13 protein-coding genes are annotated in these 13,884 nt (G+C 61.0%); all 13 read right to left on the bottom strand.

All coding sequences use genetic code 11. From position 1 onward, the window contains the following. Positions 1 to 3: 3 nt before the first annotated feature. Positions 4 to 822, bottom strand: a complete 819-nt coding sequence (locus EG244_RS02855) for an ABC transporter ATP-binding protein (RefSeq protein WP_124963503.1) — start codon at positions 820 to 822, stop codon at positions 4 to 6. Positions 823 to 825: 3 nt separating this feature from the next. After that, positions 826 to 2,013, bottom strand: a complete 1,188-nt coding sequence (locus EG244_RS02850) for an ABC transporter substrate-binding protein (RefSeq protein ID WP_124963502.1) — start codon at positions 2,011 to 2,013, stop codon at positions 826 to 828. A gap of 50 nt (positions 2,014 to 2,063) precedes the next feature. Beyond that, a complete protein-coding gene (locus EG244_RS02845) occupies positions 2,064 to 3,107 on the bottom strand; it encodes a branched-chain amino acid ABC transporter permease (RefSeq protein WP_124963501.1) in 1,044 nt (347 codons plus the stop codon). Then, positions 3,108 to 3,992 carry a branched-chain amino acid ABC transporter permease gene (locus tag EG244_RS02840; protein ID WP_124963500.1) on the bottom strand — a complete coding sequence of 295 codons (885 nt, stop codon included), beginning with the start codon at positions 3,990 to 3,992 and terminating at the stop codon, positions 3,108 to 3,110. After that, positions 3,989 to 4,822: an ABC transporter ATP-binding protein gene (locus EG244_RS02835; RefSeq protein ID WP_124963499.1), complete on the bottom strand. Its 834-nt coding sequence runs from the start codon at positions 4,820 to 4,822 to the stop codon at positions 3,989 to 3,991. The genes EG244_RS02840 and EG244_RS02835 overlap by 4 nt, the downstream gene beginning before the upstream one ends. 274 nt (positions 4,823 to 5,096) lie before the next feature. Then, positions 5,097 to 6,293, bottom strand: a complete 1,197-nt coding sequence (locus tag EG244_RS02830; protein WP_124963498.1) for a phenylacetate--CoA ligase family protein — start codon at positions 6,291 to 6,293, stop codon at positions 5,097 to 5,099. 13 nt (positions 6,294 to 6,306) lie between these two features. Then, positions 6,307 to 7,128, bottom strand: coding sequence for an ABC transporter ATP-binding protein (locus tag EG244_RS02825; RefSeq protein WP_124963497.1), 822 nt, complete (start codon positions 7,126 to 7,128; stop codon positions 6,307 to 6,309). Between the two features lie 61 nt (positions 7,129 to 7,189). Next, on the bottom strand, positions 7,190 to 8,473 hold the full coding sequence (locus EG244_RS02820; RefSeq protein ID WP_124963496.1) for an ABC transporter substrate-binding protein: 1,284 nt from the start codon (positions 8,471 to 8,473) through the stop codon (positions 7,190 to 7,192). 68 nt (positions 8,474 to 8,541) lie between these two features. Continuing rightward, positions 8,542 to 9,618 carry a branched-chain amino acid ABC transporter permease gene (locus EG244_RS02815; RefSeq protein ID WP_124963495.1) on the bottom strand — a complete coding sequence of 359 codons (1,077 nt, stop codon included), beginning with the start codon at positions 9,616 to 9,618 and terminating at the stop codon, positions 8,542 to 8,544. Between the two features lie 84 nt (positions 9,619 to 9,702). Next, positions 9,703 to 9,924 (bottom strand): hypothetical protein, encoded by a 222-nt coding sequence (locus EG244_RS02810; protein ID WP_124963494.1) that lies wholly within the window; start codon positions 9,922 to 9,924, stop codon positions 9,703 to 9,705. A 150-nt stretch (positions 9,925 to 10,074) separates the two neighbouring features. Continuing rightward, entirely contained in the window at positions 10,075 to 11,061 is a 987-nt protein-coding gene (locus tag EG244_RS02805; protein WP_124963493.1) for a branched-chain amino acid ABC transporter permease, read from the bottom strand. After that, positions 11,054 to 11,878, bottom strand: a complete 825-nt coding sequence (locus tag EG244_RS02800) for an ABC transporter ATP-binding protein (protein ID WP_124963582.1) — start codon at positions 11,876 to 11,878, stop codon at positions 11,054 to 11,056. Before EG244_RS02800 ends, EG244_RS02805 begins: the two co-directional genes overlap by 8 nt. A 2-nt stretch (positions 11,879 to 11,880) precedes the next feature. Further along, positions 11,881 to 13,800, bottom strand: coding sequence for an AMP-binding protein (locus EG244_RS02795; RefSeq protein ID WP_124963581.1), 1,920 nt, complete (start codon positions 13,798 to 13,800; stop codon positions 11,881 to 11,883). Positions 13,801 to 13,884: the final 84 nt, after the last annotated feature.

Genomic DNA, 13,884 nt, shown 5'->3' with positions numbered 1-13,884 from the left:
TCCTCACGACAGCCAGCGCTTGCGGCGCTTGTAGTGCTTGATATTGCGGTAAGATTTCTCACCCCCACCGCCCCCGTGGCCAAGGTAGAACTCGCGCACATCCTGATCTTCAATCAGCCGCGAGGTCGGGCCGTTCAGCTGAATTTTCCCGGTCTCCATGATATAGCCGTAATGGGCGACCGCCATGGCGACATTGGCGTTCTGCTCAACCAGCAGCATCGACACACCGGTCTGGCGGTTGATGCGCGAGATGATGGTGAAGATCTCTTCGACCAGAATGGGCGACAACCCCAGCGAAGGCTCATCGAGCAGGATCAGCTTTGGCTGTGCGATCAGCGCGCGGCCAATGGCCAGCATCTGCTGCTCGCCCCCCGACATATAGCCCGCGCGCTGGTTGCGCCGCTCGGCGAGCCGCGGGAAATAGTCATAGACCAGATCAAAGGGCGTGCGCGTGAGCCCGCGACCTGAAAGCGCAAAGGTGGCCGCCGTCAGGTTTTCCTCAACCGTCAGGTCTTCGAAAATGCGGCGGCCTTCCATGATGTGGAACAGCCCCGCCCGCACCAGCTCATGCGGCTTCATGCGGGAAATATCCTGGCCATCGAGCAGGATTTTCCCCGCCGTCAGCTCGCCATTCTCCAGCCCCAAAAGGCCGGAGATCGCTTTCAGCGTGGTGGATTTCCCCGCCCCGTTGGAGCCCAGAAGTGTCACCACCTGGCCCCTTGGGACGGAGAGAGACAGCCCGCGCAGGGCCTGCACCGCCTTATTGTAGATCACTTCGATATTCTCGACCTGCAAGATCAGGTCAGACGGTGCAGCCTGCATGTCTCAGCCTCCGACGTTGATCCAGTCAGAGACCGGGTTCATCTTTTTCTCAGCGGCTGAGTATTGATACACGCGGCCCACCGGGATCGAGTTTCCGGCCATCGAGAAGGGCACGCCGATGATACCGCCGGTGTCGAAGTCCTTGATGGTATTCATCGCGGCTTTCAGGTTTTTGCCGGTCAGCTCCTGACCATCCTCCAGCACGCGTTTGGCGCTTTCCAGCAGGATCATCGCCGAGATCATGCCCTGCATATAGCCGGTGGCCTGATATTCGCCGCGCATCTCACGGATCTTATCCAGCATCGGCGCAGGCTCGGTGTCGTAGTAATAGCGGTAGGGCATGATGCCCATGAAGCCATCCGCGACATCGCCCACATCATCCCAGATTGAGCTGTCCATCGACCAGAAAGTGCCCATGAATTTGGTCTCAAGACCCAGTTGCTTCGCCTGACTCATGAACTCCGGCAGCGGCGCTTTGATATAGCCGTGGAAGATCACGTAATCCGGCCGCGCACGGCGCAGCTTCAGCACCTCGGTCGAGACATCAACCGAGCCGGGCGGCGTGATGATCACATCCCCCATATCGAGGCCAAGGGCCTTGGCCCGCGCGGCTCCAGGCTCAATCGGGTCGCGGCCGAACTCGGAGTCTGAGCAGACGAAGACCACCTTCGCGCCGGGTTTTTCCCTGGCGATATGCTCCAGCAGAATCGAGAACATCTCGGAATAATCCGGCCCCGGAATGAAGATATTGGGGTGTTTGACCGGGTCATTCAGCTCGGTCGCGAAAGAAGCGCCACCCATCAGGATGCGGTCCGCACGGGCCAGTTCCAGCGAGATGGTTTTCGCGAAAGCCGTCGAGTCGCCATAGTAAAGATGGATGTCGTTCTGGCTGGTCAGCTTGTTGAAGACGGCAACCGAGGTATCGGGCTTATAGGCCGTGTCCTCATAGGCAAGGCGCACCTTGCGGCCCGCGATGCCACCCTGATCGTTGATGATCTTCGCATAATCCTGCATCGCCTTTTCAATGGCGACGCCGGCAAAGCCGAACACCCCGGTCAGCGGCAGCGAGCCGCCGATCACCAGTTCGCTGTCATCGGCGAAGGCGGCCAGGGTGGTCCCTCCCAGAACCCCCGTGGCCATGGCAGTAGCGCCCATCAGTTGCAAAAGTGAGCGACGTGAAACCTGTGACATGAGTTCCTCCCCGGATGTCATTGGGTTGCGTGTGGTCGTCAGGTGAAGTGTCAGGTCCGGAACGGCCAGACCCGGAAGAAACGGCGGATGCGCTGGATAATCTCGGCAAGGCCCTGGGGCTCAAAGACCAGAAAGCCCACGATCAGCGCGCCGAAAACGATTGTCCGCACCGGCGACAGGATCAGGCTGGCGTTGGGAATGACGGGCGACAGGAAGTCCACCACATAGCGCAGCAGTTCCGGCACCATGGTCATGAACAAAGCGCCGATCACGCCGCCGATGATGGTGCCCATGCCGCCCACAATCACCGCCGCCAGCAGGAAGATCGAAGTGACCAGCGGGAAGCTTTCGGGCGTCACCACGCGGAAGAACAGCACCCAGAGCCCGCCCGCGATACCTGCGTAAAACGAGGCGAGACCAAAGCTTAACAGCTTATAGCGCAGGATCGGGATCCCCAGAACTTCGGCCGAGATATCGCGGTCGCGAATGGCGATGAAAGCGCGGCCGATGCGGTTGCGAAAGAGGTTCGCCGCCCCCGTCACCATCAGCACCGTGACCGGCATGATCAGCCAGTAAAGATGGCGGTATTCCACCAGTTGAAAGCCGAAGATCCGCCCCGGCTCCAGCGTCAGCCCGGCGGTGCCGCCGGTGACGGACCGCCAGTCGATGAAGATGAAATGCAGAATGAAAGAGGCCGCGATGGTGGCGATCGCCAGATAAAGCCCCTTGATGCGCAGGCTTGGCAGACCCACCAGCACGCCCACGGCAGCCGCCAAAAGCCCCCCTGCCAGCAGGTTCACCGGCAAGGGCAGCCCGGTGTTTTTCTCAAGCCAGGCAACGGCATAGGCGCCAACCGCCATGAAAGCGGCATGGCCAAGGCTCACCAGACCGGTAAAGCCCGTCAGCACATTCAGTCCGGTGGCGGCAATCACATTGATCATCACCAGACAGGCCAGATAGATCCAATAGGTGTTGAAGAAGAAGGGCAGTGCCACCAGCCCGGCCATCAGGATCGCCATCCAGATCCGTTGCGGGGTGGTGGTCAGCAGCGCCTCATCGGCGCGGTAGCTTTCTTTTGCGGTGCCGATAATCATTTAAAGACGCTCAATTTCATGGGTGCCAAAAAGCCCGTAGGGCCGGATCACCAGCGTGAGGATCAGGATGCCGAAGGTGATGGGCGAGACATATTCACCGCCGAGAAAAGACGAGACCCAGGCCTGAATGACGCCAAGCGCCAGCCCGCCCACCAGCGCGCCAAGCAGGCTGTCGAGACCGCCCACGATCACCACCACCAGCGCAGACAGGCCAAAGACCCCCATGACCGGAGAGATGCCGCCGATGGCCCCGAGCAGAACCCCGGCCCCGGCCGCAGTGGCGCAGCCGATGATCCAGGCGATCGAGAAGACCCCCGGCACATTGATCCCGCAGCTATAGGCCGCGGCCTGATCGGACGCCGTGGCCCGCAAAGCCACGCCGCCGCGCCAGAAGCGAAAGAGGATCAGGAAAATGCCGATCACCACCGTGGCGGCGATAAAGGCCACCAGGATCTTGCGCGAGACATAGGCCTCGCCGAAAAACACCGGCGTATTGGCGATGAAATTCGGCAGCGACTTCGGATCCGTCCCCCAGAACGCCTCCACCAGCCCCACCAGCACCGAGCCCAGCCCCACGGTCACCATGAAGACCGAAATGGCGCTTTCACCCAGCATCGGCCGGATCAGCCCGCGCTCAACAATCGCGCCGACCGCACCGCCGCCGAGGATGGCCAGCGGCAGCGCACCCCACCAGGGCAGCGAGAGCGAGGCCGCGAAAGTGAAAAAGAGATAGCCGCCCAGCATCAGGATCTCAGAGACGGCAAGGTTAATTACCCGCGTCGCCTTATAGATCAGCACAAAGGCCAGCGCCGTCAGCGCCAGCAGGGCGCCGGACCCCAGCCCCGCAAGGGTGACTTCGGTGAAGAACAACAGATCATCATTCATGCCCCCGCCTCCTCTGCCTGCAGACGCCGCATCAGCGCCGCCGGGTCCCCCGAGCCGAGATAGGCCGCCGCGACCTCCGGGTCATTCTGCACCACCGAGGGCACACCTTCGGCGATTTTCTGGCCAAAGTTCAGCACCGCCACATGGTCCGAGATATCCATCACCAGACCCATGTCATGCTCTACCATCAGGATCGTCACGCCCCATTCCTCTTTCACATCCAGAATGAAGCGCGCCATGTCTTCGGTTTCTTCGCGGTTCATCCCCGCCACCGGCTCATCCAGCAGCAGGATGCGCGGCTGCATCGCCAGCGCCCGCGCCAGCTCAACGCGCTTTTGCAGGCCGTAGGGCAGCATCGCCACCGGCTTGTTGCGGATGTGGTCGATTTCCAGGAAGTCTATGATTTTACGCTCAATTTCGGCGCGGAGCGCCTCTTCTTCGCGCGCGGCAGGGCCGATGTGAAAGAGGCCCTGAAGGATATTGGTTTTCAGATGCGTGTGGCGGCCAAGCTTGATGTTATCGAGCACCGTCATGCCCCGAAAGAGCGCGATGTTCTGAAAGCTGCGCGCCATGCCCAAAGCCGCGCGGCCATGGGCTTTGACATTTGAGACGTCTTTGCCGTCGAGCAGCACCCGGCCCTGGCTTGGTTTGTAAAACCCCGAGATGCAGTTGAACATCGAGGTTTTTCCCGCGCCATTCGGCCCGATCAGCGCGGTCACAGAGCCCGCTTCGGCCTTGAATGACACATCGCGCAGCACCTTCAGCCCGCCAAAGGCCAGGCTCACGCGCTCGACCTCCAGGGTCGCTCCGCGGTCTGACGGCGCGCTCAAGAGATCCCTCCGCAGGTTCTCAGCATGGCAGTTCCCCCCTCAGTCAGCCGGTGTTCCGGACATGCGCAGAGAGAGCGGTGAAAGCCGCTTTCCCGTGACGTCATTCCTGGAAACCCCGGTCGCAGCCTGTGACGAATCCCATATTCGCTTCAGGATTCTGGCTGCTCTCCCCTCAAGGCTATGAGAGGAAAGCCGCTTCAGGCAACAGATTTCTTTCCCTGTCCCCCAACGTCATTTGCCCAAATATCAGGCAAAATCCGTTGGTTCTGCCCCCTCAGCCATAGCTGCGGGTATCGTCGATCACCTTACCGTCATTGGGCAGCGAGCCCGGCGGCACCAGTTCGATCCGACCGCGCAGTTTCAGCGCTTCCATCACCGAGGCCTCATAAAGCGCGGGGTTGGAGGCGCGGGTCTCGACCTGCACGGTCATGCTGTCCATCTCGCCCTCGCGCCCCGCCACCACGCGCGCGCGCAGCACCTCCGGGTGGCGGGAGACGAAATCGGCCACCTGTTCGGGGCGCACGAACATGCCCTTGATCTTGGTGGTCTGATCGGCGCGACCCATCCAGCCTTTGATCCGGATATTGGTGCGGCCACAGGAAGACACCCCCGGCAGCACCGCAGAAAGATCGCCCGTGGCAAAGCGGATCAGCGGATAATCGGTGTTAAGATTGGTGACCAGCACCTCTCCCACTTCGCCTGGCGGCACCGGATCGCCGGTGCCGGGGCGCACGATTTCCAGCACGATCCCCTCATCCGCGACCATGCCTTCCAGGGCCTCGGTCTCATAGGCGATATTGCCGACATCCGCGGTGGCATAGCACTGCCGGGTGATGACCCCGCGATCGGCATATTCCTGGCGCAGGCTGGGGAAAAGCGCGCCGCCCCCCACCACCGCGCGGGCGAATTTCAGCGACACCCCCAGCTCATCCGCTTTATCGAGGATGATTTTCAGAAAATCCGGCGTCCCTGCATAGACGGTTGAGCCGATATCCCGCGCCGCGCGCACCTGCAGATCGGTCTGCCCGGTGCCTGCGGGCAGCACGGCGGCGCCGACCGCACGGGCCGCGCTTTCAAACATGATGCCTGCGGGGACCAGGTGATAGGAAAAGCAGTTCTGCACGATGTCACTGCCGCGCACACCGCTTGCATGCAAAAAGCGACCAAGGCGGAACCAGTCATTGCCCGCGCCACCAGGCTCATAAATCGGCCCCGGCGACTGGAAATAATGCGACAGGCCCTTCACCGCGAAACCGCCAAAAGGCGGCGCCGCCTGCTGGCGGGCGACAAGGTCTGACTTGCGGGTGACCGGCAGCCGCGCCAGATCGGCAAGGCTTTGCACCCGGGCCTCAGCATACTGCTGCCCCGCGGGCGCAGAGGCGGCCGCTGTCAGCGCCGCTTGCAACAATTTGAGCTGGGCGGCCTCGCGGGCGTCCTGGCTGCGGGTTTCGAGATCATCATAAAAGGACATGGTCTGCCCTCCCTCAGGCCAGCCAGCGTTTGCGGCGGCGATAGCTGCGCACATCCCGGAAGCTCCGGCGCCCCTTGTCGGACATGCCGAGATAAAATTCTGCAACATCAGGGTTTTCACGCAGCTCCTGCGCGGTCCCCTCCATCACGACGCGGCCTGATTCCAGGATATAGCCGGTATGGGCATAGCGCAGAGCGACGTTGGTGTTCTGTTCAGCCAAAAGGAAAGTCACCCCTTCGCGGGCGTTCACTTCGCGCACAATCTCGAAGATCTGCTCCACAAGCTGCGGGGCCAGACCCATGGAGGGCTCGTCCAGAAGCACCGTCTCGGGCCGGCTCATCAGGGCGCGGCCGATGGCGCACATCTGCTGCTCACCGCCAGAGGTATAGCCCGCCTGGGATTTGCGCCGCTCCCGCAGACGCGGAAAATAATTATAAACCATCTCAAGATCTTCAGCGACCTGAGCCCGGCTGTTGCCGGTATAGCTGCCGGTCAGAAGGTTCTCTTCCACCGTCAGATGCTCAAAGCAGTGCCGCCCCTCCATGACCTGGATCACGCCGCGGCGCACCAGATCGGCGGGGTCTTTGTCGGCAGTGTTCTCACCGCGGTAGAGGATCTGGCCCTTGGTCACCTCCCCGCGCTCTGATTTCAGCAGGCCCGAGATGGCCTTGAGCGTGGTGGATTTGCCAGCGCCATTGCCGCCAAGCAGCGCCGTGATGCCACCTTTCGGCACGGTCAGGCTGACGCCTTTCAGCACCAGAATGACGTGGTTGTAGATCACCTCGATATTGTTGACCTCAAGCACGGTCTCACGGGTCGGGGCCGCATCCAGCATGACTGAACCTCTTGAAACGTCAGGAAAACGGTGGCCCCGCGCGGGGGCCACCGTCGTCAGATCAGCACTTCGGCGTGATGCCGGCCTCTTTGGCGTAGGCTTCCGAGTCGGCCTTCACCAGCGGGTCGATCACTTCGAGATCCGACTGGATCCAGTCGGTGATCGCGCTCCATTTACCGGCTTTCGCGTCCCACTGCTGGATCAGCGCATAGCCGTCACCACCGTGGTTCTCACAGGTCGCTTTGAAGGGCGGCGCGAAGTTCGGCAGGCCAAGACCGGCCATGATCTCTTCGGTCACCTCCATGCCTTCCAGGGCGTCGCGCATCATCGCAGGCGTCACCTCTTTGGTGTTGTTGTCGGCCTGAGCCTTCAGCACCGCGAGATGGGCCAGCGCGCCTTCATAGACACCGCGCAGATACATGATCGAGCCGATCTGATCGCCCGCGCCCGCCGCTTTGCCCGCGTCTTTGACGTATTTCGCAACATCGGCAAAGATCGGGTAATCGCCGTTCGCGCCATGCATGTTCAGCGATTTATAGCCATTGGCACCATCGCCCGCCGGACGCACGTCGTTCTCAGAGCCCGACCACCAGGAGCCGTAGATATTCTCCATCGGGTAGCGCACGTTGGCGGCTTCCTGAATGGCGGCCGAGTTCATCACACCCCAGCCCCACATGATGACGAAATCCGGGCGGTCACGGCGGATCTGCAGCCACTGGCTTTTCTGCTCCTGGCCGGGGCTGTCGACGGGAAGGGTATTGAACTCAAACCCGTGTTTCTTCGACAGCTCTTCCAGAGTGCGGATCGGCTCTTTGCCATAGGCCGAGTTGTGATAGAGCAGCGTGATCTTCTTGCCCTTCAGATCGTCACCGTTCTCAGCAAGCAGGTGCTTGATGATGATCGACGCGCCGTCCCAATAGTTCGACGGGAAGTTGAAGGTATTGCGGAAAACCGCACCGTTTTTCACCGAAGTCCGCCCAAGGCCCGGGGTCAGCATGGTCAGACCATCGGCCTCAACCTTGGGGATCAGCTGATAGGCGATGCCGGTTGAGTTCGGCTGGATCAGCAGCGGTTTCTGACCCTTGAAGCCCTCATAGCACTCCACACCTTTCTCGGTGTTATAGGAGGTCTCACATTCGGTCAGCTTAATCTTCACGCCGCCGATGCCACCATCGCGCTCATTGAGCATGGTGAAGTAATCGGCATAGCCATCGGCCAGCGGAATACCGGAGGCCGCGAAAGGCCCGGTCCGATAGACCATGCTGGGGAAGAACAGTTCCTGGGCGAAGGCCGGCATGCCAGTGGCAATAGCGGCGGCGACCAGGGTAGCAAATCTGACTTTCATTCCGATTTCTCCTCCCGGAATTGGTGACAGGGGCCAGGGTTTTCCTGGTTCTTCTGATTGGGCCGCCCTTAATGCGGGAAGGGCCAGAGCCGGAGTTTTTCCTTGGTCACGCGCCAGAGCTGCGCCAGACCATGAGGTTCAAGGATCAGGAAGGTGACGATCAGCGCGCCCACGATCATCAGCTCGATATGGGCCGCGAGATCCGTGGGCCAGCCAAGCTGCCCCACCAGGACGTTCTTCAGCACCACCGGCAGCACCACCAGGAAGGCCGCACCCGCAAAGCTGCCAAAGATAGAGCCCAGACCCCCGATGATGACCATGAAGAGCACGAGGAAGCTTTTGTTGATCCCGAAAGCTTCCCCCACTTCAGCCGCGCCGAGATAGACCGCGAAGAACAGCGCCCCCGCCACCCCGATGAAGAACGAGCTGACCGCAAAGGCCGAGAGTTTGGCGCGCAGCGGGTTCACCCCGATGATCTCAGCAGCGATATCCATATCCCGGATCGCCATCCATTTGCGCCCCGTCGCCCCGCGCGTCAGATTGCGCGCCAGCCAGGCCAGGCCGACCGTGAATACGAGGCAGAAAAGATACTTCGCCCAGGCCGCCGTGGCCGGTCCCGCGATGCTGACGCCAAAAAGCGTGCGCTCCGGCGCCGTGATCATGCCCGAGGCCGAATAGTTGTAAAACCACGGCACCTTATTGAAGAGCCAGACCAGGAAGAACTGCGCAGCCAGCGTCGCCACGGCGAGGTAAAACCCCTTGATCCGCAGGCTTGGCAGACCAAAAGCCGTGCCGACCAGCGCGGTAATCCCGCCCGCCAGCAGCACATGGATCGCCAGATTGACCTCCGGGAAGGTGGTCATCAGCTTGTAGACCGCATAGGCGCCCACCGCCATGAAACCGCCGGTACCCAGGCTGACCTGGCCGCAGTAGCCGGTCAGAATGTTCAGCCCCAGAGCCGCGATCGCATAGATCAGAAAGGGCACCAGAACCGCATTGGCCATATAATCGGTGACAAAGAAGGGCACGACCAGGAAGGCCACCGCCAGCAGCACGAAATAGCCGATGCGGTCGATGCGGATCGGAAAGGTCTGATTGTCCGCACGGTAGGAGGTTTTGAACTGCCCGGCTTCACGATAGAGCATCTTATGCCTCCTGGCCGCTGACAAAAGAAAACGCGCCAGTCCCCGCGGGACGGCGCGCTATGTGGGTCAGATTGTAGAGTTGGCTCAGGCCTCGGCCTGATACACCCGCTCGCCGCGCTGCAGATCCTGCGTCAGCGCCAGCAGCCGCAGCCGCGCCCAGATGCCAATGGCCAGCCCCAGCAGGGCGAGGACCATCACATGCGGCATCAGCGGATGCGCATCCATAAAGGCGAGCAGTGCCAGCCCCCCGAAGACCCAGAAGGCCGAGAAGGCTACGGTGCAGAGAATTGCCAGAAACTTCTTCATGCGCGGTCTCTCCGTCAAATGCGGCGCCATCTGCGTCACTCTGCCGCAGAGTGAACCACCGTGCGCGGCAGGGAGTCAACTGCGATGAAGCGGATTCCGCTGCGTCGGGAGAGCGAAAATTTACCAGTTTGTGAAGATTTTCGATCATGGTCACACCCGCTCGATAATGCGGTCGCCAAACAGTCCCTGCGGACGGAAGACGAGGAAGAGAAGCGCCAGCACATAGGCGAACCAGTTTTCGGTTGCGCCGCCGATCATCGGGCCGATGAAGAACTCAAAAAGCTTCTCACCCACACCGATGATCAGACCGCCGACAATGGCGCCCGGGATCGAGGTAAAGCCCCCCAGCATCAGCACCGGCAGCGCCTTCAGCGCGATCAGCGACAGCGAGAACTGCACGCCCGATTTTGAGCCCCACATGATCCCGGCGACCAGAGCCACAAAGCCCGCGATCGACCAGGTCAGCACCCAGATGAAGCGCAGCGAGATGCCGACCGACAGCGCGGCCTGGTGGTCATCTGCCACCGCGCGCAAAGCCCGGCCCTGTTTGGAATATTGCGAAAAGAGCGTCAGCGTGACCACCAGGATCACCGCCACCACGGCCGCCACAATATCGAGGGTGTCGATGAAGAAGCCGTAGCCAAAAAGGTTATAGGTCAGCTGATCCACCGTCTCAGACATGCCCTGGGGGATGCCGACATCAAGTTTCTTGATGTCCGCGCCCCACATCACATCGCCGAAACCTTCCATGAAATAGGCCAGACCGATGGTCGCCATGAACAGGATGATCGGCTCCTGGTTGACGAGATGCTTGAGCACATAGCGCTCAACCAGGATGGCAAGGCCGACCATGACCAGCGCGGTCAGAAGGATCGCCAGCACCGCCGGAACCTTCCAGCCAAAATGGTGCAGCTGGGTGCCGAACATGGCGTTGATCAGATGCGAAAACGGGATCTGACCGTTCTGAATACCCACCAGCGTCAGCGCCGCAAAAAGCGCCATCACCCCTTGGGCATAGTTAAAGATGCCCGAGGCCTTGAAGATCAGCACAAAGCCAAGCGCCACAAGCGCATAAAGCACGCCGGCCATCAGCCCGTTCAGGGTGACTTCCATGGCATAGAGAATGGTGTCACTCATGGCTCACCCCCAGATAGGCGTCGATCACGGCCTTGTTGCTGCGGATATCATCGGGCGGCCCGTCGCCGATCTTCTTGCCGTAATCCATCACGACAACCCGGTCCGACAGGTCCATCACCACGCCCATATCGTGCTCAATCAGCGCGATGGTGGTGCCGAATTCATCATTCACATCGAGGATGAAGCGGCACATGTCCTCTTTCTCCTCAACGTTCATCCCGGCCATGGGCTCATCGAGCAGCAAAAGCTTTGGCTCGGCGGCCAGGGCGCGGGCCAGTTCCACGCGCTTTTTCAAGCCGTAAGGCAGGCGGCCCACCGGGGTTTTGCGGATGTGCTGGATTTCCAGAAAATCGATGATCCGTTCCACAGCGGCGCGGTGTTCCTCTTCTTCCCGCGCGGCCTTGCCCCACCAGAGCGCCTGTTGCGCAAGGTTGGTCTCCATCATGGTCAGGCGGCCGGTCATAATATTGTCGAGCACCGACATGCCCTCAAAGAGCGCGATGTTCTGGAAGGTCCGCGCGATGCCCTGACGGGCCACCTCATAGGGTTTCATCGGCGGGCGTTTTGCCCCGCGAAACCAGACCTCGCCCTCCTGGGGGACGTAGAAGCCTGAGATCACGTTCAGCATCGAGGATTTCCCCGCGCCGTTCGGACCGATGATGGCGCGGATCTCGCCCTCGCGGATGTCAAAGCTGATATCGGTGATCGCTTTCACGCCGCCAAAGCGCAGGGTGATGTTTTTCATCTCCATCAGCACGGGGCCGATTTTGCGCCCGTCTGCGGTGATCCAGCCCTCGGTGGAATAGGCCTGTGCCATGCTCATGCGGCCTCTCTGCGGCTCGGGGTCGCGGGGAAAACCTTCGCTTCCCGCAAAGTAAGGGTGGCGGAGATAAAGCCCTTGCGGCCGTCTTCATAAGAGACTTCCGTGCGGGTCGAGACCTCAGGCGCGCCGGAATAAAGCGCCTCAATCAGATCTTCATATTTTGAAGCGATGATATTGCGGCGCACTTTGCGGGTGCGGGTCAGCTCGCCATCATCGGCATCAAGTTCCTTGTGCAGCACGAGGAAGCGTTTGATCTGACAACCCGCCAGCATCGGATCATCGGCAAGGCTGGCGTTCACCTCTTCGACATGGCTCTGCATCATCTCAAGGACTTTCGGATGACCCGCCAGTTCCTGGTAGCTGGTATAGGAAATATTGTTGCGCTCTGCCCAGTTGCCCACCGCCGTCAGGTCGATGTTCAAAAAGGCCGTGCAATAGTCCCGCCCGTTGCCGAAAAGCACGGCTTCGAGGATGCCGGGATAGAACTTCAGTTTGTTCTCAACATATTTCGGCGCAAACATCTGGCCCGAGGACAGTTTGCCGACATCCTTGACCCGGTCGATGATGCGCAGATGGCCGAGACCTTCCACGAAGTAACCCGCGTCTCCGGTGGCCACCCAGCCTTCCGCATCCTTGGTGGCGGCGGTGGCTTCGGGGTTTTTGTAATATTCCACAAAGGTGCCGGGGCTGCGGTAGAAGACTTCGCCCTTGTCGTCGATCCTGAGTTCAACCCCCGGCCAGGCCACACCCACGGTATCGGGGCGCACCTGACCATTGGGGTGACCCGCGACCAGAACGGTGGCTTCGGTCTGCCCGTAAAGCTGCTTCAGATTGATCCCGAGCGCGCGGTAGAACTCAAAGATCTCCGGCCCGATGGCTTCGCCCGCGGTATAGCCCACGCGGATGCGGCTGTAGCCCAGCGTGTTTTTCAGCGGCCCGTAAACCAGCAGATCGCCAAGGCGGTATTTCAGCCGGTCGGCAAAGCTGACGGTCTCGCCGTCAAGGATCCTGCCGCCGACTTTGCGGGCGTGATCCATGAAGGTGTGAAAGAGCCATTTCTTCATCCGGCCCGCGTCTTCCATGCGGATCATCACCGAGGTGAGCTGGCCTTCATAGACGCGCGGGGTTGCGAAAAAATAGGTCGGTCCGATCTCACGCAGATCGGTCATCATGGTCTGCGTGCTCTCGGGGCAGTTGACGCAAAAGCCCACCACATGGGCCTGCGCGATCGAGAAGATGTAATCCCCCGCCCAGGCCATCGGCAGATAGGCCAGCACATCCTCATCCGGGGTCAGCCCCTCAAAGGCGGCACCGGCTTTGGCGGTCTCAATGACGTTGCGGTTCGACAGCACCACACCCTTCGGCGTGCCGGTGGTGCCTGAGGTGTAAAGCATCACACATTTGCTGTCGGGGCCAAGGACCGCCATCCGGGCGTCCAACTCAGCATCGACGCGCTGCTGTGCGGCACTGCCGTCACGGGCGATGTCTTCCAGCCAGGTCAGCGCGGCATGGTCGTATTTCCGAAGCCCGCGTTTGTCGTGATAAAGGATCTGCTCGATCCCCGGCACGCGGGACTGCACTTCAAGGACCTTATCGACCTGCTCCTGGTCGGCGGCGATCACGAAACGCGCGCCCGAGTGCTCCAGCACATAGGCCATCTCATCGGCCACGGCGTCCTGGTAAAGCGGCACCGGCACCGCGCCGCACATCTGAATGGCGATCATCGACCAGTAAAGCGCGGGTCGGTTGCGGCCGATGATGGCCACATGATCGCCGGGGTTCAGACCCAGAACCATCAGCCCGCGGGCGATATTACGCACCTCTTCGGCCGTTTCGGCCCAGGTCCAGCTTTGCCAGATCCCGAATTCTTTCTCCCGAAACGCCGGACGACCGCCCATGGTGGCGGCATTGCGCATCAAAAGCGCCGGTATGGATTGAGGATCGCCCGAAGGCGTCACTGCAGCGGCCACGTCTGTCCTCCCCCTCGCCTGTTCAGAGCC

Origin of the sequence: Falsigemmobacter faecalis, from assembly GCF_003863335.1 — a bacterium.
GTDB lineage: Bacteria > Pseudomonadota > Alphaproteobacteria > Rhodobacterales > Rhodobacteraceae > Wagnerdoeblera > Wagnerdoeblera faecalis.
The sequence above is the reverse complement of the archived record's forward strand: the minus strand, read 5'-3'. Positions and strand labels throughout refer to the sequence as shown.